The sequence below is a fragment of the Oscillospiraceae bacterium genome (genome assembly GCA_015068525.1).
Taxonomy (GTDB): Bacteria; Bacillota; Clostridia; order UMGS1840; family HGM11507; genus SIG450.
Genome location: SVKJ01000016.1, coordinates 1 through 25734, shown reverse-complemented (window position 1 = coordinate 25734; position 25734 = coordinate 1). Strand labels below are relative to the sequence as shown.

General features: G+C 34.7%; 13 protein-coding genes. 12 read left to right on the top strand and 1 reads right to left on the bottom strand.

Annotation, left to right across the window (positions count from 1 at the left end):
* Positions 1–70: 70 nt before the first annotated feature.
* Complete coding sequence (eda, locus tag E7419_06220; protein MBE7014783.1) at positions 71–715, bottom strand: bifunctional 4-hydroxy-2-oxoglutarate aldolase/2-dehydro-3-deoxy-phosphogluconate aldolase; 645 nt, start codon at positions 713–715, stop codon at positions 71–73.
* Between the two features lie 146 nt (positions 716–861).
* On the opposite strand from eda, the gene E7419_06215 reads away from it, so the two are divergent.
* The 12 genes from E7419_06215 (at position 862) to E7419_06160 (ending at position 25592) form a co-directional block, all read left to right on the top strand.
* On the top strand, positions 862–2904 hold the full coding sequence (locus E7419_06215; protein MBE7014782.1) for a phosphoesterase: 2043 nt from the start codon (positions 862–864) through the stop codon (positions 2902–2904).
* 3 nt (positions 2905–2907) lie between these two features.
* Entirely contained in the window at positions 2908–3354 is a 447-nt protein-coding gene (locus E7419_06210; protein MBE7014781.1) for a 50S ribosomal protein L9, read from the top strand.
* Between the two features lie 4 nt (positions 3355–3358).
* Positions 3359–4684: a replicative DNA helicase gene (gene dnaB, locus E7419_06205; GenBank protein ID MBE7014780.1), complete on the top strand. Its 1326-nt coding sequence runs from the start codon at positions 3359–3361 to the stop codon at positions 4682–4684.
* Positions 4677–6005 (top strand): tRNA lysidine(34) synthetase TilS, encoded by a 1329-nt coding sequence (gene tilS / locus E7419_06200; GenBank protein ID MBE7014779.1) that lies wholly within the window; start codon positions 4677–4679, stop codon positions 6003–6005. Before dnaB ends, tilS begins: the two co-directional genes overlap by 8 nt.
* A complete protein-coding gene (hpt, locus tag E7419_06195) occupies positions 6002–6541 on the top strand; it encodes a hypoxanthine phosphoribosyltransferase (GenBank protein MBE7014778.1) in 540 nt (179 codons plus the stop codon). Before tilS ends, hpt begins: the two co-directional genes overlap by 4 nt.
* 114 nt (positions 6542–6655) lie before the next feature.
* Entirely contained in the window at positions 6656–8500 is a 1845-nt protein-coding gene (hflB, locus tag E7419_06190; protein ID MBE7014777.1) for an ATP-dependent zinc metalloprotease FtsH, read from the top strand.
* Positions 8501–8510: 10 nt separating this feature from the next.
* Positions 8511–9182 (top strand): ribonuclease III, encoded by a 672-nt coding sequence (locus E7419_06185; GenBank protein ID MBE7014776.1) that lies wholly within the window; start codon positions 8511–8513, stop codon positions 9180–9182.
* Between the two features lie 132 nt (positions 9183–9314).
* The gene (locus tag E7419_06180) at positions 9315–10322 is read left to right on the top strand and encodes a DUF348 domain-containing protein (GenBank protein ID MBE7014775.1); all 1008 of its coding nucleotides are present in this window, start codon (positions 9315–9317) and stop codon (positions 10320–10322) included.
* Positions 10323–10582: 260 nt separating this feature from the next.
* On the top strand, positions 10583–11302 hold the full coding sequence (locus E7419_06175; protein ID MBE7014774.1) for a hypothetical protein: 720 nt from the start codon (positions 10583–10585) through the stop codon (positions 11300–11302).
* A 51-nt stretch (positions 11303–11353) separates the two neighbouring features.
* Positions 11354–23677 carry a hypothetical protein gene (locus E7419_06170; protein MBE7014773.1) on the top strand — a complete coding sequence of 4108 codons (12324 nt, stop codon included), beginning with the start codon at positions 11354–11356 and terminating at the stop codon, positions 23675–23677.
* A gap of 69 nt (positions 23678–23746) precedes the next feature.
* Complete coding sequence (locus tag E7419_06165) at positions 23747–25198, top strand: S-layer homology domain-containing protein (protein MBE7014772.1); 1452 nt, start codon at positions 23747–23749, stop codon at positions 25196–25198.
* 1 nt (position 25199) lies between these two features.
* Positions 25200–25592, top strand: coding sequence for a PaaI family thioesterase (locus E7419_06160; GenBank protein ID MBE7014771.1), 393 nt, complete (start codon positions 25200–25202; stop codon positions 25590–25592).
* Positions 25593–25734 lie beyond the last annotated feature (142 nt).

Sequence of the window (25734 nt, the reverse complement as noted above, 5' to 3'; positions counted from 1 at the left end):
GCACTTTGCACTTTGCATTTAATTTCGCACTTCGAACTTCGAATTTCGAACTGAATGAAATTCCTGATTTTTAAAGCCCTCTTGCTTCTTTAACTTTAGCAACTAACTGTTTTGCCATTTCAGTGATTGATTTAAAGTCACCTGTTTTAGCGCCTGCAGTTAAAGCACCGCCTACGCCAACTGCTGCAGCACCTGCTTTAATCCACTGGTCAACGTTTGTAATATCAACACCGCCTGTTGGCATAACCTTTGCATGAGGAAGAGGACCTTTTATTGATTTAATAATTTTAGGACCAAAAAGTTCGCCAGGGAACACTTTGATAATGTCAGCGCCTGATTCCATAGCGTTAACTACTTCTTTAATAGTTGTGCATCCAGGCATACCGGGAACTCTGTATCTGTTACATAATTTAATTGTTTCAGGGTCAAAATATGGACTAACTACATATTGTGCACCTGATAAAATTGCTATTCTTGCGGTTTCAGGGTCTAAAACTGTTCCTGCGCCAAGTAGCATTTCGCCATTTTTATAGTGGTTAGCAAGTTGTTCAATAACTTTGTGAGCGCCAGGAACTGTAAAAGTAAGTTCGATAGCGTCAACTCCGCCTTCTAAACATGCTTCGGAAATTTTTATTGCTTCTTCAGCAGATGTTGCTCTTACAACCCCAACAACACCGGTATCGGTTAATCTTGTAAGTACTTTTTCTTTTTCCATTTTGATTTCTCCTTTTTTATATGTAATAGTTGAATTATATACTATACAACCACATATATTTTATACCTATTTTAATATAAAGTCAAACATTTTCTTTTTTAATTGACTTTATTTAAATCTTTTGTTATAATATAAGTTACCTTATTATGCTGGGAAAGGAATACCCCTTTAAAAATTATGGGAGTATTGGATATAAAAATATTATGAATAAAGGAAATATATTTAACTTATTTAAAACAAACAGTAAATCGTCTTTTTTTGCACTTTTGCTGTTTTCTGTTGTTACCTTGTATTTTAATGTATGGTTAGGTCTTATTGAACTGTTATGCGTTTTTGTACTTTTTATGGTGCATTGGTTTACAACATATAAGAAAAACAGGAAATTAAATGAATATCTTGAAGATTTGTTTTTGTCATCTGATTCTATATCAAAGGATTTTGTTGTAAACAGTATGCTTCCTCTTGCAATATTAAAAGATGAGGATACAATTATATGGTATAACAATAAATTTGCGGATATATTCTATGATGACGGACCTGCCGAATCTTCAATTAAAGCACTTATAAACGGTTTTCCTCATATTAAATCTGAAGACTTAAATGAAGAAATAGATGAAACAGTCGAATTTGAAGGTAAAACATATAATATTCTTGGAAATAAATTGAAAGTTTCTCAGGTGGAAGATAAATTTTATTCAATGGTATATTTTATAGATATAACCGATGAAGTTTACTATAAAAAAACACTTGAAGAAAAAGAACTTGTTATTGGTAAAATCGTTATAGATAACTACGATGAAGCAATAAACGGACTTAATGAATCCCAGCGTGCCGTGTTAATAGCAGATACCGATAAACATATATATGGTTGGGCGCAAAACACCAATGCAGTTATTAAAAAGCAGGAAAAAGATAAATATAATATATATTTTGAGAAGAAACACCTTGAAAGTTACTTAAAGCGTGATTTTGAAAAATTAAGAGATTTTGTTCTTAATGTTAACGATGCTGAAATCCATCTGACATTCAGTATAGGAATAGGGCATGGCGGAGCGAGTCCTTTGGAGAATGAAGAATTTTCTGCAAATTCGATAGATATGGCTTTAGGACGTGGCGGAGATCAGGTTGTTATAAAAGACAAAAAAGGTTTTTCATTTCATGGAGGAGCATCCAAAGAGGTTGAAAAGAGAAGCAAAGTTCGTTCAAGAGTTGTGGCTCTTGCCCTTAAGGAACTTATGGAAAGCAAAGAAAATATAGTTGTTATGGGGCATTCGGATTGCGATATGGATGCATTCGGAAGTGCTTTAGGAATAGTAAGAGCTGCAAAAAGCGTTAAAAGAAATGCATATATTCTGCTTGACGAGGTTACACCGTCTTTAAAAGATATTATAGATGAAATGGCTGAATATGAAGAATATAAAGATGTTATTATAAATAAGTATCAGGCAGAATCTTTACTTGACTCATCAGGAATGCTTGTACTTGTTGATGCTCATAAAAAAACTCTTTTCCCTTATGAAGAAGTAATTGAGGGAGCAGAAACAGTAGTTTTAATTGACCATCACAGAAAGAGTCCTGAATTTATTGATAACGCTACCCTTGCTTATCATGAGCCATACGCATCTTCTACAAGTGAACTTGTTGTTGAAATTCTGCAGTATATGGGAGAAAAGATAAAATTAAATCCTGTAGAATGTCAGGCTTTATATGCGGGAATGCTTATTGATACCAAGAACTTTACTTTTAAAACAGGGGTCAGAACATTTGAGGCAGCATCTTTCTTAAGACGTTCGGGGCTTGATACTGCAGAAGCAAAAGAACTTGTTAAGTGTGACCTTAAAACATATAAAATAAGAAGTGAAATTATAAATGATGCAATTATCTATAAAGATACTATTGCGATAAGTAAGTATATCAGCGAAGATATTGATGATACGACAGTTATTGCACAGGCTGCTGATGAACTTATAAATATCAAAGGTATTACAACAACATTTGTTATATATTCTGATGGTGAAGTTTGTAAGATTTCTGCCAGAAGTATAGGCAATATAAACGTGCAGGTTGTTATGGAAAAAATGGGCGGAGGCGGTCATCAGTTATCGGCAGGTACTCAGGTTGATAACTCTGATGTCAACGCTGTTATGGAAGAACTTATTAAGAATATAGATGAAGTTATAGGAGAATAAAAAATGAAAGTAATTTTGACACAGGATGTTAAAGGGCAGGGTAAAAAAGGCGATGTTAAAAACGTTTCTGACGGATATGCAAATAACTTTTTAATTAAAAAAGGTCTTGCAGTTCCTGCTACTAATGATAATATGAATATCTTAAAGAATAAGAATGCGTCTGAAGAGCATAAAAGACAGGTTGAACTTGACAATGCAAAAGCACTTAAAGACCAGATTGAAGGCAAACAGGTTGTTATTGCGACAAAAGGCGGAGAAGGCGGAAAACTTTTCGGCTCTATTACCTCAATGGATATAGCAGACAAAGTAAAAAAAGATTTGAAAGTTGAAATTGACAAAAGAAAAATTCTTTTAAAAGACAATATAAAACTTGCAGGTATTTATGAGGTCGAAATTAAACTTCATAAAGATGTTACTGCTAAAATAAAAGTTAAAACAGAGGTTTTATAATAATATGGATATAATTAAAGAATTGCCGTATTCTGTCGAGGCTGAACAAGCCGTTATAGGCTCAGTACTTCTTGAGCCGGCAAGAATTTCCGAAGTTTTAGATATTACAGAAGCGGGACATTTCTATATTGAAAAGAACAAACATATATTTCAGGCAATGGTTGATTTATTTAACACAAGTCAGCCTATTGATGTTGTTACTCTTGGCAATCTTTTAAAATCTCAGGGTACTTTTGAATCAGTGGGTGGCAATGACTACTTAAAAGAAATTATAAATAATATGCCACTATCATTAAATGTTTCGGCGTACAGTGAAATCATAAAGAATAAGGCAATTCAAAGAAACCTTATTAAAGCAAGTGAAGAAATCAATAAAATCTGTTATGATGACGGAACGGTTTCCAATATGTTGGATCTTGCGATTGACAAGGTTTTTACCGTTGCACAGCAAAATCAGAACAGGGAAGTTTCGCACATCAGAAGTATTCTTTATGATAATTATCACAAACTTTCCGATATAATGAATAACGGTCTTGACATAAGCGGTTTGCCGACAGGATTTAAATATCTTGACAGTAAAATTTTAGGTATGCAACCGGGTAACCTTATACTTATTGCAGCAAGACCGGGTATGGGTAAATCGAGTTTTGCGGCAAATATTGCACAAAATGTTGCCATAAGGCAAAATATTCCTACTGCCATTTTTACTCTTGAAATGTCAAAAGAAGAACTTGCCAACAGGATTATATGTTCTGAGGCAAAGATTGACAATAAAAAAATAAAGGGCGGGAGTCTTACCGAACAGGATATTGTAAAATATATTGAAGCGATGGAGCCTGTTGCGTCATCTCCTTTGTATATTGACGATACGCCGTCTATTTCATATACCGAACTTCGTGCAAAGTGTAAAAGGCTTAAACTTGAAAAAAACATTGGACTGATTGTAGTTGACTATTTACAGCTTATGAGTGGAACAAGTAAGGAATCAAGACAACAGGAAATCTCCGAAATCAGCCGAAATCTTAAACTTATAGCAAAAGAACTTGGTGTTCCGCTAATTGCACTTTCGCAACTGTCAAGAGCGGTGGAACAAAGGAAAGACGATCACAGACCAATGCTTTCGGACTTAAGAGAATCGGGAGCAATAGAGCAGGATGCCGACATTGTTATGTTTTTATACAGAGATGAAGCATATAATGAAGAAACCGAAGATAAAAATGTATGTGAATGTATTATTGCTAAAAACAGGTCAGGGGAAACCGGAACGGTAAAACTTACCTGGATTGGAGAATATACTACCTTCTATACAATGGAAAACACTTATGAATAGTTTTTTAAAAAATGTTTTAAAAACAATTAAAAAATATAATCTTATAACACCCGGTGATACTGTTTTGGTCGGTGTTTCGGGCGGTGCTGATTCAGTTGCGCTCTTAAAATCGCTTATCAGCCTTAAAGAAACTTTGAAAATAAAAAAAATTGCAGTATGTCATATCAATCACAACTTAAGAGAAACTGCAAAAAGAGACGAAGATTTTGTAAGAGATTTATGTAAAAAGGAAAATTTGGATTTTTTTATAAAAAATGCAGACATAAAAGAAGAAAAAGAGAGGCTTAAAGTTTCGGAAGAGGAAGCAGGAAGAATTGTAAGATACGATTTTTTCCATAAAATTAAAGAGGAAACAGGTGCGACTAAAATTGCAACTGCGCATAATCTTAACGATCAGGTTGAAACGTTTTTTATAAGACTTTTAAGAGGAGCATCTTCGGATGGTCTTATCTCGGTTAAACCTGTAAGAGAGGATAATGTTATAAGGCCTTTGATTGAAACAAAAAGGGAAGATATTGAAAATTACTTAAATTCGATAAATCAGGATTTTGTTACAGATGAAACTAATTTTAAAACAGATTACTTAAGAAACAAAATAAGGCTTATGTTAATTCCGTATTTAAAAGAAAACTTTTCTTTCTCTGAACAAGTTATTTTAAATACGATAGATATTTTTAAAAAAGATAGTGAATATATATCATTTGATGTAGAAAATATATTAAACACGGGAATAATTAAAAATAAAGGTGTACAGTTTCCTGTTGATATACTTTCAAAAACTCATGATGCAGTTTTGTCAAGAGCGCTAAAAAACGTTCTTAAAAACCTGTTTAACGTAACAGTATCAAAAACCAAACTGGACAGTCTTATAAAACTTATTAAAGATGCTAAAACAGGGAAGGAAATAAACCTCTCCTCCAAAGTATACGGATATATTCAGTATGATAAATTTATTATTAAAGAGAAGGAAACCAAAGAAGAATACTGCTCCGATTTAATTTTGGGGGATAATATAATCAAAGGGGCAGATTTTTTAATAAATATATCCGAAGAGGCAAAAAATGGTGAAGAATATATATTGCTTTCTGACATATCCTCTCTTAAAGTAAGATGCAGAAAAGAGGGCGATAAGGTATATATAAAAAATGTCGGTCACAAAAAAGTAAAGGACCTTTTTATTGACAAAAAAGTACCAAGAGAAGAAAGAAAAACCTATCCGATAATTTTAAAAGATGATGAAATTATATGGATACCGGGATTATATAAAAAAGAGGGGAAAGACGGAAGATACTGTCTTACTATACGGGGGATGAAAAAATGAAAACAAAAGATGTTGAAAAAATTCTAATAACTGAAGAAGAACTGGCAAAGAGAATAAGAGAACTGGGGAATAGAATATCCGAAGATTACAAAGATAAAAAAATTCTTGCATTGGGAATACTTAAGGGGTCGGTAGTATTTCTTGCGGACCTTATAAGAAATATTAACTCTGAAGTTTCCATTGATTTTATGACCGTATCAAGTTATGGTAATTCTACCGAAACATCAGGGGAATTAAAGATAAAAAAAGACCTTGATACTGATATATCAGGAAAAGATGTCCTTATTGTTGAAGATATTATTGATTCAGGGATTACTCTGTCAAAGCTTAAAGAAGAATTATTAAAAAGAAATCCTTCGTCACTTAAAATCTGTACTCTTCTTAATAAACCTGAAAGAAGAACAGCACAGGTTGATGTTGATTACATAGGCTTTGATATTCCAAACGAATTTATTATAGGGTACGGGCTTGATTATGCAGAAAAATACCGTGACCTTCCGTTTGTAGGGGTGCTTAAAAGGGAAATATATGAGTAAGCAGTTACTGATTTAACTGCTTAATTAGGAGGCAAAAAATTGAAAAAACACATTAAAGAGATTGCATTTTATCTACTTCTTATATCTGTTTTTGTTGCAATAGTTGCACTTACTATGCCTGAAAAAACAGATGTGAAAATTTATTCTGAACTTGTGGCTGATATAAGGGCAGGACTTGTTAAAGAATTGGTTATAGTAGAAAATACTGCTGTTGCTACTTACAATGATGATAAAGTGGCAGAAGTTTCTATTCCCAATTATTTAACGCTAAGGCAGGATATAGACCCTGTTATTTTAGAGCAGATTACAGCAGGAACAATAAAGGTTGACACGAGAAAACCTGCAGAAATTCCATGGTGGATTTCTTTTTTACCGACTCTTCTTATAATCGGTGCCATTGTTATATTCTGGACTGTATTTCTTCGTCAGTCGCAGGGCGGTGGTAAAATAATGAACTTTGGCAAAAGCAGAGCCAAAGCTGTAAACGGAGAAAACGTTTCTGTTACGTTTAAAGATGTGGCAGGGGTTGATGAGGAAAAAGAAGATTTAGCCGAAATAGTTGAATTTTTAAAAGAACCTCAGAAATTTACCGATATAGGCGCAAGAGTTCCTAAAGGAGTGCTTCTTGTAGGACCTCCCGGAACAGGTAAAACACTTCTTGCCAAAGCAGTTGCAGGGGAAGCAGGTGTTACATTCTTCTCCATAAGCGGTTCAGACTTTGTTGAAATGTATGTCGGTGTGGGGGCATCAAGAGTAAGAGATTTATTTGAACAGGCTAAAAAAAGTTCTCCTTGTATTATTTTCATTGACGAAATAGATGCAGTGGGAAGGCACCGTGGAGCAGGTCTTGGCGGAGGCCATGATGAAAGAGAACAAACTCTTAATCAACTTTTGGTTGAGATGGATGGGTTTACATCAAACACTAATATAATTGTTATTGCTGCAACTAACCGACCTGATATATTAGACCCGGCACTTTTAAGACCGGGCAGATTTGACAGGCAGATTTTAGTAGGCTATCCTGATATTTTAGGGAGAGAAGCAATACTGAGAGTCCACGCAAGAAATAAGAAGTTCGAAGATGATATAGATTTATCGGTTATTGCAAAAACCACTCAGGGATTTACCGGTGCAGATTTAGAAAATCTTCTTAACGAATCTGCGCTTTTAGCAGCAAGAGATAACCGTACAAAAATCAGCAATAAAGATATGGAAGATGCTATGATTAAGGTTATAGCAGGTCCGGAAAAGAAAACAAGAAAAAGAACCAAAAAGGATAAAGAACTTACTGCATATCACGAAGCAGGTCATGCTATTATTACAGCGCTTATGCCTACTTTGGATAAAGTTCATCAGATTTCCATTATCCCGAGAGGAAGAGCAGGAGGATATACACTTTCCTTACCTTCAAGCGATAAATCCTATTCTTCCAAAACGGAAATGTTGGAAGAAATCAATTCGTTGCTCGGTGGAAGAGTTGCTGAAAAACTTGTCCTTAACGATATAAGTACAGGAGCGTCAAACGATATTGAACGTGCAACCAAAATTGCAAAAGATATGGTTACAAAGTATGGTATGAGCGAAAAGTTGGGACCTATGGTTTTTGGTGCAAGTAATGACGAAGTGTTCTTAGGAAAAGATTTTGGGCGCACAAGGGATTACTCTGAGCATATCGCGGCAATAATTGACGAAGAAATTTCAAATATTATTGACAATGCTTATAATATTTGTATAAAACTTCTTAACGAAAATATGGATAAACTTCATGAAGTCGCTAAAGTCTTACTCGAAAAAGAAAAGATTGAAGCAGATGAATTTATTAAAATTTTCCCTTATCAAAAGGAAGAAGTTGTTTTTGAAGATGATTATTTTACCGATGTTTGTGTCAACGAAACAGTTGAAGAAACAGTAATAACTGAGGAAACAGCCCAAGAAACAACCCAGGAAACTAAGGAATAATTGATGTGTTATGTTAGAGAAAAATTTAGGATATGATTTTCGTGATAAAATGCTTCTTGATAATGCACTTACCCATAAATCATATTTAAGAAAAAGTGAATTTTCAGGAAATAATGAAAGACTTGAATTTTTAGGTGATTCGGTTTTAGGGTTCAGCGTTGCTGAATATCTGTATAAAAATTATAAAGATTTACCCGAAGGGGAACTTACAAAAGTACGCGCAAATGTTGTTTGCGAAGAATGTCTTTATAAAATTGCCTTAAAAATTGGGCTTGGCGAGGAAATTCACTTGGGAAAAGGCGAAGAGCAGTCAGACGGAAGAAGAAGACCATCTATATTATCTGATGCTTTGGAAGCAGTTTTTGCAGCAATATTTTTAGACGGCGGGATTGAGTGTGCTAAAAAGGTTATAATAAACCTTTTGCAAGAAGAAATTGAATCTAATGTTAAAAGAAGAAATATTAAAGATTATAAAACAGTTTTGCAGGAATTCGTGCAAAAAGATAATGCTTTTGCACCTACTTATGAAATTGTTAAAGAAGAAGGCCCTGATCACAATAAAGTCTTTACATCACAGGTTTTATTAAACGGAAAAGTTATAGCAAAAGGTGTCGGCAAAACAAAAAAAGACGCAGAAAAAGAGGCGGCAAAAACTGCACTTTTAAAATTAGGAATAATTTAGTAAAAAAGGGTATATAATAGTTATGAAAATAAAAAAACTTGACAAATGAAGTTTTTTTGTGTATAATAAGTAACCGTTGTTAAAAAACACGACAATTTAACCCAAAAATTTACATTTTAAAATGGAGGAATTATGAAAAAGATAATAGGATATTTAAAGTCCTGTTTTTCTTTGAAATCCTTAATTATCTGCAGTCTGGCTCTTGTAATGTCAGTATCTGCAATTGCGCTTATGCTTAATCTAACGAAATATGAAATTACAGTAAGTGACGACGGAGTGGTCAAACAAGCATTTGTATATTCAAAAACTGTTGAGGATGCACTAAAGGAAGCAGGAATCAAGGTTAGCGAATTCGATGAATTGTCCTTAGACTTAAACGCTGACTTAAAGGAAATTAAACATATTGAAATTAAAAGAGCAAAAGAGATAACACTGAGTGTTAACGGAAATGACGAAAAAATATTTACAACTTTAACTACTGTTTCGGATGTTCTTTCTAAAACCGGAGTAGCAATCGCTGATGATATGTTGCTCGTTACACCGAGAGATGCTGTTATCACAGACGGTATGAAAATTGAAGTTATTAAAAAAGTATATGAAGAAATAACTGAAGTTGAATCTGTTCCGTTTGAAACAACAAGAAAAGCAAACTATAATCTTGCCTCAGGTAACACAAGAGTGTCCAAACAAGGCGTTAATGGTGAAAAAACTCTTACCTATCGTGTTGTTAAACATAACGGTGAGATTGTTGAAAAAGAGTTGGTTTCTGAAAAGATTACCAAAAAGCCTGTCAATAAAGTTTTAGAATATGGAGTTATTGCTTCGGTGCAAACTTCAAGAAGCGGGGAAATCAGGTCTTCAAGAGTTATCGAGTGCCGTGCTACTGCATATTGCTTAAAAGGAAGAACTGCATCGGGAATGAAATCTCAAAGAGGGGTTGTTGCAGTTGACCCGTCAGTTATTCCACTTGGAACAAAACTGTATATAGAATCTTCTAACGGTAATTTCACTTATGGATATGCCGTAGCAGGAGATACAGGTGGTTCTATAAAAGGCAACAGAATTGACTTATATATGGATACAAAAAGTGAATGCTTACAGTTTGGTGTAAGAAATGTAAAGGTTTATATATTAGATTAAATTTTTTTGAGGATGCGAAAGCATCCTCTTTTGCTATTATAAAAAAAGAAACAAACCATCACCAAAAAAGAGACAGTCCCTTTTTTGGTGATATTTTCAAACGAGTGTTCTAATCTAAAAAAATATCCAAAAAAAACTAATATAAATATCTCTATCTTACTTGACATTCAGGGTATAAAATATTATAATAAAATAGTATAATTATCTACATTGGGTTTTTGTACCCAAGAAAGCAACTAAGTTTTTGCGAGGTGGAATAGATGAGTAAAAAGAGAATAATAATTTTGTGTGTTGTTGCAGCTTTTTTAATTGCAATTGCAACCGCAGTAATATATAATTATGACCTTATCATAGCAGTAAAAGATGGACTTTTTGAAACAAAAGAAAACCTTGATATAAAAAAGGAAGAAAGTGCAAAAAAAGAGCAGGAAGCCTTAAAAGAGGCAGGAGTTGAAAATGTAAGGCCTCTTACTGAGGAAGAAAAAAAAGAATTTACCGAAGGTAACATAACAGAAGAAGAAGTTATAAATATAATTACTGGTAAAACAACGGTTGAAGAAGTAAAACAAAATAAAAATGATTCCACAGGGCAGACTAAAAAGCCCGAAACTTCTGCAAATGAAAATAAGGGAAATGAAACGAATGAAAAAATAGCAGAACTTGTCGGCAAGATTTATGTAATTGAAGCGAGATTTACAAGCGAATTATCAGCACTTGAAAGTTGGGCATTAAGTCAGTTTGAGCATCTTCCGACGGTTGAGGAAAAAAGAGCCAAAAAAAAGGAACTTATGTCTTACGGATTTCCTAAACTTTCAGCTCTCGAGAAAGAGTGTGATACTGAGGTTGCAAATGTGCTTTCAGAACTTGAAAAGGTTTTAAAGAATGCAGGGCAAAGCACTGACCTTGTTACACAAATTGATAATGCATATCATGAAAAGAAACAACTTACGAAATCTTATTATATAAATGAGTATATGTAGATTATATCCATTTACTATAGATATTAAAGCAATGAAAGGTGGACGACTTTAATGAAAAAAGTATTCAAACTAACATCACTTGTATTTGTTCTTGCGGTAATTTTATCATTCTTTACCGTAACAGTAGGTGCAAGTACATATCCAAGTGAGGATTACTGGGCAACTGAGGCTCTTAATGCCGCAGTTAAAAATCAGATACTTTACGGAAAGGAAAACGGTAATCTGGACCCCGAAGTGAATCTTACAAGAGCAGAAATGGCTGCAATTATCGTAAGAGCTTTTGGTGCGAATATCAAGACGGATATATCGAGATTTTACGATGTGTCTTCTTCTCAGTGGTATTATGACGATATCGCTAAAGCAGTGCACATGGGTGTTTTTGTAGGTGACGCGGGTAATACTATGCGCCCTGATGACCCTATCATAAGAGAAGAAGCGTTTACAGTTTTAGCAAGAGCGCTTGTTTTGTCATCTTCTGATTACTCTTCTTTAAATAGATTTACTGACTCCTGGAATATCAGCGCATGGGCAAAAGAATATTTGTCAATTCTTGCTAAAAAAGGCTATGTAAACGGTAATCAGGATAGCGAAATTACACCTAAAGATAATATAACAAGAGCAGAGTTTGCTCAGTTTATGCATAATATATTCAAAACTTATTTTGTAACTGGAGGTACTTATTCGTCCACAGGTGCTGACAGTTCACTTATAAGGCATGAAAATATTAATTTATCAAATCTTACTGTTCCCGGTGACTTAGTTATAGGTGATGGTGCCAACTTATCTACAGTTACACTTACCAATGTTAAAGTTCAGGGAAGACTATTAGTAAGAGGTGCTGCGACAGTTAAACTTGTTAATGTGACAGTAGGAGAAAATGTTGTCGTTAAAAATATAAATTCAAATGTCCACTTTGATAATTACAGAACAGAAACTGTGTTTAACAATATAAATATTATCACATCTGCAACCTTCAAAACTGACGCTACCGGCGGTGGCGGCGGCGGAGGCGGAGGCGGAGGAACACCTCCTCCGGGGCCATTACTTACCGCAACAATTACCCTTGATGCAAACGGGGGTACAGGTGTTCCTGCTACAGTGACACTTCTTTTAAACAGTCAGTTTGGTACACAATTACCTACACCGACAAAATCAGGATATATATTTGCAGGTTGGTATTACCAGAATCAGTCACCTGTTAATCCTACTGATCTTGCTTCCGGGAATATGACTTTAGTTGCACACTGGACACCTGACACAGGTAAATATACAGTAACATTTAACCCTGACGGCGGTACAGTTTCACCTGAAACAAAAACAGTTGATAAGAATACTGCAGTCGGAACATTACCTACACCGACAAAAGAAGGTTATACCTTTGGCGGTTGGTTTATAGGAGCTAATCAGGTTGACGAAAATTATACAGTAACAGGTAATGTAACATTTACAGCAAAATGGATTCCTAATGTTTATACAATAACATTTAATGCTGATGGCGGTACTGTTACACCTGCTACAAAACAAATTAATTATAATGATAAAGTTGGAACATTACCAATACCTACAAAAGATGGTTATACTTTTAATGGATGGTATGCTGGAAATGTGCAAGTTGATGCAAATTATGTAGTAACAGATAATGTAACATTTATAGCGAAATGGTCTGCAAAAACATATACTATTACATTTGATGCAAACGGCGGAAATCAGGTAACACCTTCGTTTGTTACTGTTACTTATGGAGAAACGTATCAAACTCTTCCTGTACCGACACACTCTAACCCTGCTATGAACTTTGCAGGTTGGTTTGTAGGAATAAATCAGATTGTTGAAGGTGGAACTGTTGCAATTACAGAAAACTCAACAGCCAAAGCAAAATGGACTGATAAAGATGTATTTAAGGTTGAAATAAAGAATTATAAAGCAAACGGCGATTCAATAACACTTGATGTTATAGACGGCGAAAAAATCATAAAACCTGAAAATCCATCAAAAGAAGGATATACATTTAAAGGTTACTTCGCGGATAGCGGTTTAACTACTCAGGTTGACTTCACTCAGCCTGTAACGGCAAATCTTACCATTTATACAAAATGGCAGATAAACACATATAAAGTTAAATTCAATTCAAATACAGGTTCAGGTACTATGGCTGAACTCTCATTTGAATACAACGAACAAAAAGCATTAACCTTAAATGGATTTACCAAAACAGGTTATACATTTAAAGGCTGGGCGCAAACTCCAACAGGTAATGTTATGTACACTGATGGTCAATCCGTTAAAAACTTATCTGTTGAAAATGGTGCAGTTATAGATTTATATGCAATTTGGGAAGCGATTACATATAATGTAGCATTTGATGTCAATGGCGGTCAGGGTCAGATGCAAAATCAGACTCTTACCTATGATGTTGAGGCTAACTTAACAGCGAATGCATTTACAAAAAATGGTTACACATTTAAAGGATGGAACACTTTATCGGACGGAAGCGGTATTTTCTATTCTGATTCTCAGGCTGTTAAAAATCTTTTAGATACACAGGGTACATATACTCTTTATGCAATATGGGAAGCAAATACATATTATGTAGCCTACAACTCATCAAATGGTACAGGCACAATGAGTAATTCTACCCATAAATATGGTACAACTTCGGCTCTTAGCACGAATGTGTTTGAAAAAGAAGGATATCAGTTTATTGGCTGGTCAAAAACTCAGGGCGGTACAACCGTTGATTTGACAGATGGGGAAGTAATTTCTGATCTTACAGCTGAAAACGGAGCAACTGTTACCTTGTATGCAGTATGGAAAGCAAACAACTACACTGTTAAATTTGATAAAAATGATTTGATGGCAACAGGTACAATGGCTGACCAGTCATTTACTTACGATGTAGAAAAAACTTTGTCGTCAAATGCATACACTAAAACAGGCTATAAATTTGCAGGTTGGGCAACAACACCTGACGGACAAAAGGTGTATGACAACAACCATAGTGTTAAAAATCTTACTGCAGAAAACGGCGGAGTGGTTACACTTTACGCAGTATGGCAGAAAGAAACATATACAGTAACATTCAATGCTGACGGTGGAAGTGTAAATCCATCTTCAATGACTGTTACCTATGATTCTACATATAATAATTTACCTATACCTACCAAAGACGGATATAATTTTGTTGGTTGGTTTATTGATGGTGCGCAAGTTTCAGATGGTATGAAAGTAACTGTTACAGAAAATAAAACCGCAGTTGCTAAGTGGACTGAAAAAGTAGTTCATACCATAAACTTTATTAACTATGATGGAAACGGAACGACAGTTCAACAGAAAGTTGAAAATGAAAGTGCAGTAACTGAACCTTTGAAACCTTCAAAAGACGGATGGAAGTTTGATGGATGGTTTACAGATGATACCTTTGCAACATCTTATACATTCGGTACTGTTATAAATGAACAAACCGCACAGATTATAAATATTTATGCTAAATGGACTGCAAATACCTATAAAGTATCCTTTAACGCAAACGGCGGAACAGGTACAATGGCAGACCAGAACTTTACTTATGACGAAACTAAAAACTTAACATTAAATTCATTTACAAAAACAGGATACACATTCAAAGGATGGGCGTTCTATCCAAACGGAATGAAAATGCTTGAAAATGAAAATTCTGTTAGTAATCTTACAAAAGAAGACAACGGAACAGTTGCTCTATATGCAGTATGGGAAGCAAATACATATTATGTTTCATATAATGCATCAAACGGAACAGGCACAATGATTAACTCAACTCATAAATATGATACCTTATCACAACTTACATTAAATGCGTTTACAAAAGAGGGTTATCATTTTATTGGCTGGTCTAAAACACAGGGTGGCACAACTGTTGATTTAACTGACGGTACTGCAGTTTCAACTCTTACAACCCAAAAAGACGGAGTTGTTACTTTATACGCAGTATGGGAAGCAAATACATACTATGTTTCTTATAACGGAAATGGCGGAACAGGCTCTATGCCAAATTCTACCTTTACTTATGATGTAAGCGGTACATTAACTGCTAATACATTTACAAGAACAGGTTATACATTCAGAGGCTGGTCTTTAACTCAGAATGGAACAAAAGCGTATGATAACGGCGCAGCAGTAACAAATCTTACTGCCGTAAATAACGGTACAGTTACCTTATATGCGGTATGGACACCTGTTACTTATATCGTAAGATATAATGCGATAAATGCTACAGGTGGTCAGATGACAGATGATACATTTACATTTGATACATCTTATAACCTAAAACAAAACGGTTTTGAAAGAACAGGTTATACATTCTTAGGTTGGGCAGAAATCGATGGTGCAACAACCATTAAATATGCTGATAAAAATCTGGTTAAAAACCTTGCAGATACTCAGGACGAAGTATTTAACTTATATGCAGTTTGGGAAGCAAACTCATATACTGTAAGATACGTTGGTACTTATGCTACCAATACATCTTCGGTTGGTCAAACTTATGAATCAAAACACGTTTACGACGAAACTGATAATCTTACACCTAACCTATTTGAAAGAACAGGTTATACATTCTTAGGATGGACAACAGTAAATCCAAATCCGTCACTAAGAACATTTGCACTGCTTAGAAACACTGCAGGTGTAATTTATGAAGACCTTGACGAAATTAAAAATCTTGCAGCAGAAGATGGAGCAGTTGTTGAACTTTACCCTGTATGGGAAGCAAATACATATTATGTAGCATTTAATGGTAATGGTGCAACAAATGGCTCAATGTCCGATCAGGAACTTACTTATGATGTAGAAACTGCACTTACATCAAATGGTTATACAAGAACAGGTTATAAATTTGTTGGTTGGGCGACCGATGCTCAAGGTCAAAAGGTATATGACAATAATGCACTTGTTAAGAACCTTGCAAGTGAAAAAGGCGAAATATTTACTTTGTATGCAGTATGGGAAGAAATCTCATATACAGTTTCCTTTAACGGTAATGGTGCAACAAGCGGAACTGTAGCAGATCAAACCTTTAAATATACTGAAACTAAAGCATTAAGTGATAACCAGTTTGTAAAAACAGGGCACACCTTCTTAGGATGGTCAACCAATAGTAATGCAACTACAGCAACATATACTGATAAAGCACAGGTATCAAAATTAAGAGATACTGAAGGAACAGTTACTTTATATGCAATATGGAAAGCAAATGAATATACGTTAACATTTGATGTTAACGGAGGCAATCAAGTAACACCTTCATCTATAACTGTTACCTATGGTGCAAACTATCCAAGTCTTCCTCAGCCAACTATGAATGGAAAGTACTTTGCCGGATGGTTTACTGATAAAGATATATGGACAAAAGAAATAAAACAAGGAAATATTGTAGAAATTACAGCCAATACAACAGTTTATGCTAAATGGACTGATAAAGTTCCTTATACTGTTACCTTTGTAGGATTTAATGCAGATGGCTCAAATAAAACTGAAACAGTATTAAGCGGAGAAAAAGCAGTTAAACCGACTGCTGACCCTCAAAAAGAAGGTCACACTTTTGGAGGATACTTTGCTGACAATACCTACAGTACAACATTTGATTTTGACAATACAGTAATAAATTCCAATACATCAATTTATGTTAAATGGACTGCAAATACCTACACAGTAACCTTTGATGCAAACGGGGGAACAACCGCAACATCAGAAATAAAAGTTGAATATAACAAAGCGGTTGGAGAATTACCTTCTGCAACAAGAGATGGATATGCTTTTGGCGGTTGGTATGTTGAAGATACTAAAGTTGATGCAACCTATGTTGTAAAGGGCGATGTAACATTTAAAGCAAAATGGATTGCAAATGCATATACAGTAACACTTGATGCAAACGGCGGAACTGTTACACCTGCAACAATTCCGGTTGAATATAATAAACAGGTAGGAACATTACCAACACCTGAAAAGACAGGATATACTTTTGACGGTTGGTATATTCAGGATACTAAGGTTGATGCATCTTATGTTGTAAAAGGTGATGTGACATTTACTGCTAAATGGACTGCTAAAACCTATACACTTTTATTTAATGCAAACGGCGGAAGTGTTACTCCTGACAGAATGGAAGTTACTTATGACGCAAATTATCAGTCTCTTCCGACACCAACACATTCTGATTCTCAAATGAAATTCGCAGGATGGTACACAGATAAAGTTAACTGGACAGGCGAAATAAAAGCAGGAAATAAAGTTGAAATAACTCAGAATACCGAAGTTTTTGCAAGATGGACAAATAAAGAAACCTTTACAGTAACATTCAAGGGATTTAATACAGACGGAACTGATAAAACGGAAACAGTCATTGACGGAGAAACCGTAACAAATCATGGTACACTTACTGAGGAAGGTTATACTTTCGGTGGTTACTATGCTGACAGTAGTTATCAGACTCAGTTTGATTTTGATACTGCTATAACTAAAGATACCACAATTTATGTTAAATGGACTTTAAATACATTTACTGTTACACTATTCCCTAATGGAGGAACTGTTAATCCTTCTGAAATAGTTGTTTCTTATAATAACAAGGTTGGCACATTACCAATCCCTGAAAGAAAAGGTTATAATTTCTTAGGCTGGTATCTTGACGGTACACTTGTTAATGAAAATTATGTTGTTAAAGAAAATGTAACATTTAAGGCTAAATGGGAAGCAAAGAGATTTAAAATTAAGTTTAACGGTCAGGGCAATACTGATGGCGAAATGAACGACATAACGTATGTTTATGGTACGGTTCAACAACTTAATACAAATTTATTTGTTAAAACAGGTTATATATTCAGAGGATGGGCTTTTAAAACTGATAAAGATAATGTAATCTTCACTAATGGACAGAATCTTCATACATGGTTACCGGCTGAAAGTCTTGTTGAACCTGATGGCACAATTAATTTATATGCAGTATGGAAACCAATTACATATCGTGTTCACTTTGTAGGAAATGGTGCATCAGGCAGTATGATGTATATGGATTTCGTATATGACGTAGAACAAAAACTTACAAAGAATACATTTGTAAGAGAAGGATACAACTTTGGCGGATGGAACACTGAAGAAAACGGCACAGGTATAACTTATGAGGATGAGGAGTCAGTTAAAAACTTAACATCCGAGTATGATGGCAAAGATGTATTTCTATATGCAATATGGAATGGTGTTCAATCTACTGTTACATTTGATGTAAATGGTGGTAATTCAGTTACTCCTGCAACAATGGATGTAACCTATGGAGATAAATATGCTGGCCTTCCAACACCAACACATAGTGATACCACAATGAACTTTGCAGGTTGGTATATAGAAGGAACTGATATACTTGTTACAAATGGTGCTACAGTTACTATAATAAATGATGTTACACTTGTAGCAAAATGGGCACAGGATATATACTATAATGTAACCTTTAATACAGACGGCGGAACATCGATTGCTCCTCAATCAGTAATTGAAAATGGTAAAGCAACACGCCCCGCAGTTGACCCTGAAAAAACAGGTTATGCATTTAAAGGCTGGTATAAAGACGCATCATTTATAAATGAATACGACTTTAACAGCAAGGTAGTAAGTGATACTGTAATCTATGCGAAATGGGCTGCAAATAAATATACTGTTAAATTCCATCCAAACGGTGGTACAGGTTCAATGGCTGATATGCCGTTTGCCTATGATGTTGAACAGGCATTAGCAGAAAACACATTTGAAAGAGAAGGCTATACATTTGTAAATTGGTTTATGGTAACAGATGGTGTTGAAAGAAACTTTGCCGATAAAGAAAGTGTTAAAAACTTAACATCTGAAGACGGAGTGGTTGTTACACTTTATGCTAAGTGGGAAGCAAAACGTTATACAGTTTCATTTGATTCAAACGGCGGAACTGATGTTTCCTCTCAATCTGTAGAATATGGTAAGACTGCAGTAAAACCAACCGATCCATCAAGATATGGTTATACATTTGACGGATGGTATGTAGGCGATGAACTTTATAACTTTGCAACACCTCTTAAAAAGGATATAGCTCTTACTGCCAGATGGATTCCACAAACTTATACCGTTATCTATAGCGGCAATGGTGCAACAGGTGGAACACATCCAAACAGCACATTTAAGTATGATACAACATACAGACTTCCTGCAAACGGATATGAAAAGACAGGTTACGGCTTTAAAGGTTGGGCAGAAACTTCGGACGGACCTGTTAAATACAAAGACTATCAGGATGGACTTTATAATCTTGCAGAACCAAACGGAACAATTACTTTGTATGCAGTATGGGAACCAAATGAATATACAATTTTATATGACGGAAATGACGGTCAGATTTGGGATTCTTATACCAGTGTTATTTTCGATAGCAATGTAACTGTTGCTAATGGATATAATGCTGCTAAATGGGGTTATACTCTTAAAGAATGGAATACCAAAAAGGATGGAAGCGGAACAACTTATGCTTTAGGTCAAACTTTTAAATATAATATTCCAAAAGATATAACTTTATATGCTATATGGCAACCAAATGAGTACAGAATTACTTTTGATACTATGGGAGAAGGTACTGTTACTCCAAACTTTATTACTGTAACTTTTGACGGTAAATATCCTGAACTTCCGACTCCTGCCGGTACGTCACAAAACTTTGTAAGATGGGAAATTGACGGAGTTGAAATCAGACAAGGTATGACAGTTGATATTACTGAAGCAAAAACTGCAAAAGCAATATATTCAACAAAGAATGTATATACAGTAACAATTAAAGATTATAACGGCACTGGTAATGACTATGTATATACACTCGAAGAAGGAAGCACAATCAAGCAGCCTTCTGATCCAACTGTTACAGGTCTTACTTTAGAAGGTTACTATACAGATAATACTTACTCAACCAGATATATCTGGGGAGATACAATATTAGGAAGTGTTATAATATATGCAAAACTTGAAGTAAGTAAGTATGATGTAACATTTAAAGCATCTTCACAAATTGGTGGAGAAAACGTAACAACTCATGGAAACAGATTTGTAATAAGAGATGTTCCTTACGGAACTGTTATTAGACCTAATGATTATTACGCAGAAGATTATCAGAGTGTTTTAACAGGTAACCATTATTTCCAGAACTGGATGATAGATGATGAAAGATTACCTGCTGATAAAGACTTTGAATACGTGATTACATCGGATATTACTTTTGAAGCATATTACACAGTTAAAGCTCAGGAAGCGGGCGGTAAGAACTACGTTCAATTCGTAACAAATGGTGGAAGTTATGTTGAGCCTCAGACCGTAGAAGCATATCACAGAGTTCAAAAACCTCAGGATCCTGAAAAAGACGGTTATACTTTTGTAGGTTGGTACACTGACTCTCAGTTAACCAATGAATTTGACTTTGAAACAGCGCTTGAAACAAACCAGACATTGATATTGTTTGCTAAATGGGCAAAAGAATCTTACACAGTTTCATTTGTTGACACAATCTTAGGAACTGTAACAGCTCCTGTTACTGTTAACTATAATGAAACAATGGAAGGTAAAATGCCTTCTGACCCTGTAGCGGACGGATGGAAATTTGACGGTTGGTACACAGATGAATTCAGAACAAACCTATTTGATGCAACAACAAAAATAACTGAAGATATTACATTGTATGCATTCTGGCTAAAAGATGTAGGCAGCGGAACAACATACAGAGTATCGTTTGATACTAAGAGTGATATCACAATCCCAGACGTTTATGTTGCAAAAGGACTTCCGGTTACAGAACCTATGGTTATAATGACAAAAGACGGTTACAGATTTGACGCATGGTACTTAAACGGAACAGTTTATAACTTTAACTTACCTGTTGAAAGCGACATTACACTTGTTGCTAACTGGATTAAAGTTTATAAAGTTTCATTTGAAACCGACGGTGGAAGTGCGGTTGCTCCAATAACAGTTGACGAAAACAAAACAGCAACAAAACCGTTAACTGACCCTGAAAAGGACGGATTTGTATTCTTCGGATGGTTTACAGACAAAGAATGCAGTGACGAAAATAAATTTGACTTTTCTACTCCGATTACAAGTGATATAACACTTTATGCTAAATGGGTAGATGAGGAAGATTTAACACCTGTTAAAGTAACATTCCACTATAATGCGTGGACAGGTGATACTCTTGCGGGAGATCCGATTGAACTATACGCGGGACAATCAATAGACAATGTTACACTTAAAGATAAGAAATATGCAGATGTTGATTTCTTTGATGAAGACTCTGTCTATGCTGGTTATGTAAAAGATTCATCTGTATCTGATATATATACTGAAAAATATCAGGATATGTTAGAATATGACTGGTGGTATCAAGATGCTGATGGCAGATGGCAATTGTTTGACGAAAATGTTGTTGTTAACTCTGATATGGATGTGTTCTTAAAGGTTAAGAGAATATCTATTAACATCAATGCACCAAGTTTATCTAAAAATCCATTCACATTCAATGTGTTCTATGAAGATGACACAAGAATAATAGATTCAATTAAGAATCTTATGTATACTCAGGATACAGTATATATCTTGAATAATGGTGGTAGATCTAACGGACATCTTGAAGTTATAAACTTAGCAAGAGATCTTCTTACTCAGGATGATAAGATAATAGAAAAACTTATCGAAAAGAATATTATTGATGAAAACTATAATATCTTGATTCAGGAAATTATGGTAAGATATTCACAGGTTCTTGGAGAAGAAAATGTTGAAAAATTCATTGTTGACAGTGCGAAAGAACAACTAGACGGCTCAAATGAAAAATTAATTGAAGAGTTTGTTGAATATTTCGACAAAATGGCCACATCTACTGATGCGTCAGATAAAGCATATATTAAGGATATGCTTGCTAAATCAATTGTTTATACAAACCAGCAGCAACATATCAAAGATTATACTGAAATGCATTTTAGTAAGGATTTCTTAGTAAGTCTTGGATTTACCGAAACTGAAGCAGAACATATTACTAAAGATAAGTTCCATGAATGGATTGAGAACAATACTAATGAAGTTATTGCAAAAGTAGTGGATTATATTGTTGATAATGATGATGTAGAAGAAATTGACAATTATTCTCATATAGTGGTAGAATATCTTGACAATCATCAGGATGTAAAAGATGAAGTTGTTGACGGAATAATCGAAACAAATTATAGAGCCGATCTAGATAAGTTAGTTTATGAGGTTAATAACAAAGATAAGTTTACAGTAAATGAAAGAACAATATTTATAGCAAACGGATTAAAGGCAAAACTTGAAAAGGATTATTCTTATAAATCTATAATTTCAAAAGTTCCAGCGAAGATTATAGATAAAGTATTTGAAATTTATCCTGAAGAAAAGGCTAAAGAAATATACAATGGTGCATTTGAGAGTCTTAAAACGCAAACTGAACAAGCAATGGATGACCTTGAAAACGGGGCAGAGGTTGCATATATCGACTGCGGACTTAACTTTATAATAAATCCTGTTGACGATATTTATACTCCTCTTTATAATTCATTTGTAGACATACTTGAAAATGATTCGAGAGCTGATAAGATTAAAGATAAGATTAAGTATGACGAAAATGAATATCTTCCTGAACTTGTTGAACTTCTAAGTGTTAAATCTCTGTTTAACGGAGATATTGCAAATGAAACTACAACACATTCAGGATATCAGTTAAAAGACTTTAATTACTACTACAACTTAGTTCTAAACGCAGTTATTTTAGGCGATGATGCTGTAACTAAGTATAAAGAATTATTCTCAGAAGATGAGATAGATGAAATACTTGTAGGTTACGAAGATTTAGCTCTTAAATATGCAAATATTTTAGCTGAATTCTTAGACGGATATGCAAACGGTACAAAAGATCCTGATAACAAGTATTTTGATAAAGTTGAAGGAATAATTAAATCTAAATTCCCTGAACAGTTTGATAAACTTCTTAACTGGTATAAAGATAGTCCTATCAATAAAAAATACGAATCAGATGATTATGCTAAATTCAGAAAAGCGGTAAGAGAAGCATACGAAAGATATGATATGATTACCGATGCTATATTTGATGATGAGTATATTGACAAGGCATTATCTAAGTTAGATAAGATATTAGTTGCCGAAAATACAACATATACTGACTTTAACGGTACAACTCACAATAATGCAGATATTTATGAAATAACTGTTAAAGGTAAAACAGGAAGATTTGTTGTTGTAAATGAAGATATATATGAAATATCTATCGAAGGTAATGTAATTACTATAGCAAGAGAATGGCAAAACTAAAAAAATTATACAACAGGCAGAATTTTGATAATTCTGCCTGTTGTAAAATAGAAAGACAGGTGGAAAATTATGAAAAAAATATTATCAGCATTTATTATATTAACTCTTATTTTTTCAATGTGTACAGTAAATGCCAATACAACTCAAGTCCAGTTTACTGATGTTGACAAGTCTTCATCTCAGGGACAGGCAATATATAAGATGGTTGAGAGTGGGATTTTATCAGGTTATCCCGATAGTTCTTTCAGACCGAATAATCCTTTAACAAGAGCAGAACTTTGTAAAATTATAAATCTGACTTTTAATTTTACCGAAGCAGATGCTGTAAATTTCCCTGATGTTTCTACATCTGACTGGTTTTATTCTTATGTTTTAATTGCCAAAAAAGCAGGATATATAAAAGGTCATGACGATGGTACTTTCAGAGGAAATGACTATCTTACAAAAGAAGAAGCCTGCGTTGTAATATGCAGAGTTGCAGGTCTTTATGATATACCTTTTACAGGAACAATTTCAGACGAAGTTTCCGACTGGGCAGTTCCTTATGTTAATAAAGTTTTAGGCAACAGACTTATGAGTTTAAATTCTGATAATACATTTGGTGCAACCAAAAATATAACAAGAGGCGAACTTTCTCATAGTGTTTCCCCTTTTGTTAAAAGCACAGGCACAACACCTGGCACATCAACAGGAACTTCTACCGGTGGCGGCGGAGGCGGCTCTACCGGTGGCGGTGGCGGAGGATCTGTCGGCGGCGGTGGAAATTCAGGAACAGTCTTGCCAATAATTCCACCTTCGGCAGGTGACAATACAGGCTCTGGTGATAATACAGGCTCAGGCGATAATACAGGCTCAGGTGACAATACAGGTTCAGGCGACAATACAGGCTCTGGTGACAATACAGGCTCTGGTGATAATACAGGCTCAGGCGACAATACAGGAACTGGCGATAATACAGGAACTGGCGATAATACAGGTTCAGGCGATAATACAGGAACTGGCGACAACACAGGAACTGGCGATAATACAGGAACTGGTGACAATACAGGTTCAGGCGACAATACAGGCTCAGGCACTACACAACCTGACGATGATGAGGATGAAAAACCTACCGAACCTACAATTGATAAAGCAAAACAAGATGAAGCACTTGAAAATATAAATACAATAAAAAAGGCAATAACAAGATTTGGCGGAAGATTTGGTGCTAAAGCTCAGCAAGTGTTAAATATTATATATGCTACTTTAACTGAAACTGAAAATGATGCCCAAAATGGTATTGCAATTTACACAAAAAATTATGTAGTAAATACATACGGAACTGAAATTACAGAGGCAAAGAATATATATAATGGTAAAGGCGGATATAACAATGGTACATTTGTTGAAGGAATGACATCGGGAGAACAGGGACAGTTTGTATCTGACCTTGAAAGATATATGCCGTCTTATGCAGCAGATGAGTTATCTCTTATGTTATTTGGAAAAACAGTTGAGCAACTTGTGAAGGATATGAATTAGAATGGGAGATTTAGAACAGGTTAAAGAATATTTTAAGTTTGACCGATTTGTAAAAGAATGTAATATTGAAATACTTGATGTATGTGATGGATATTGCAAATGCAGTATGGATATAGAGGATAAACTTTTAAATGCAATGGACTCAGTACACGGTGGAGCAATATTTACACTTGCCGATTTTACATTTGCCGTTGCTGCAAACTTTGGCGGTAATTCTACTGTTACACAAAGTGCGTCGATATCTTATATAAGAGCAGGAAAAGGTAAAATTCTTTATGCAGAGGCAAAAAAAGTAAATGAAACAAAATCAACCTGTGTTTACAAGATAGAGGTAACCGATGAAAATGGAGTTATAATAGCATTTGCTACAGGAAATGGTCATATTAAAAGATAAAAACAAACGGGATGTTTTGATATGCACCCCAAAAGTTAGACACTTTTGGAGGTGCATATTTTTATGGCAAAAAAAGGACAAAAACTCAAAACATACTCGCCAGAATTTAAAATATCTGTTATAATGGATATGCGAGAACACA

Coding starts and splice junctions, on each gene's coding strand:
- hflB (MBE7014777.1), top strand. CDS start 6,656: ATGCCTGAAAAAACAGATGTGAAAATTTATTCTGAACTTGTGGCTGAT.
- tilS (MBE7014779.1), top strand. CDS start 4,677: ATGAATAGTTTTTTAAAAAATGTTTTAAAAACAATTAAAAAATATAAT.
- E7419_06165 (MBE7014772.1), top strand. CDS start 23,747: ATGAAAAAAATATTATCAGCATTTATTATATTAACTCTTATTTTTTCA.
- E7419_06160 (MBE7014771.1), top strand. CDS start 25,200: ATGGGAGATTTAGAACAGGTTAAAGAATATTTTAAGTTTGACCGATTT.
- E7419_06215 (MBE7014782.1), top strand. CDS start 862: ATGCTGGGAAAGGAATACCCCTTTAAAAATTATGGGAGTATTGGATAT.
- E7419_06185 (MBE7014776.1), top strand. CDS start 8,511: ATGTTAGAGAAAAATTTAGGATATGATTTTCGTGATAAAATGCTTCTT.
- eda (MBE7014783.1), bottom strand. CDS start 715: ATGGAAAAAGAAAAAGTACTTACAAGATTAACCGATACCGGTGTTGTT.
- E7419_06210 (MBE7014781.1), top strand. CDS start 2,908: ATGAAAGTAATTTTGACACAGGATGTTAAAGGGCAGGGTAAAAAAGGC.
- hpt (MBE7014778.1), top strand. CDS start 6,002: ATGAAAACAAAAGATGTTGAAAAAATTCTAATAACTGAAGAAGAACTG.
- E7419_06175 (MBE7014774.1), top strand. CDS start 10,583: ATGAGTAAAAAGAGAATAATAATTTTGTGTGTTGTTGCAGCTTTTTTA.
- dnaB (MBE7014780.1), top strand. CDS start 3,359: ATGGATATAATTAAAGAATTGCCGTATTCTGTCGAGGCTGAACAAGCC.
- E7419_06170 (MBE7014773.1), top strand. CDS start 11,354: ATGAAAAAAGTATTCAAACTAACATCACTTGTATTTGTTCTTGCGGTA.
- E7419_06180 (MBE7014775.1), top strand. CDS start 9,315: ATGAAAAAGATAATAGGATATTTAAAGTCCTGTTTTTCTTTGAAATCC.